General features: G+C 56.3%; 1 protein-coding gene. It reads left to right on the top strand.

All coding sequences use genetic code 11. From position 1 onward, the window contains the following. Positions 1-231: hypothetical protein (locus tag B0D78_RS13065; RefSeq protein WP_205948346.1), on the top strand; the 231-nt coding region annotated here is incomplete at both ends.

Below are 231 nucleotides of genomic sequence, written 5' to 3'. Positions count from 1 at the left end.
ACTACCTGCCGTTCGCCTTGAAAAGCGTCGGCCATTACATCTATCTCTCCAGTTACCGCGCCTATGACAACAAGGAGCATCCCGTCCGCGAATCATCCCCCCTGCTCTGCGATTCGGCGGACAGCGTCCTTCTGCGCAATTCGGATGACTATTCCGTCTATAAAGGGCGCGGCGAAAAAATCCTCCGCTACATCGGCGGCAACAACTGGACCATCATCCGTCCCGCCATCA

It is taken from the genome of Pyramidobacter sp. C12-8 (assembly GCF_002007215.1).
In the GTDB taxonomy this organism is placed as follows: Bacteria; Synergistota; Synergistia; order Synergistales; family Dethiosulfovibrionaceae; genus Pyramidobacter.
This window is presented reverse-complemented; position numbering and strand designations above follow the sequence as displayed.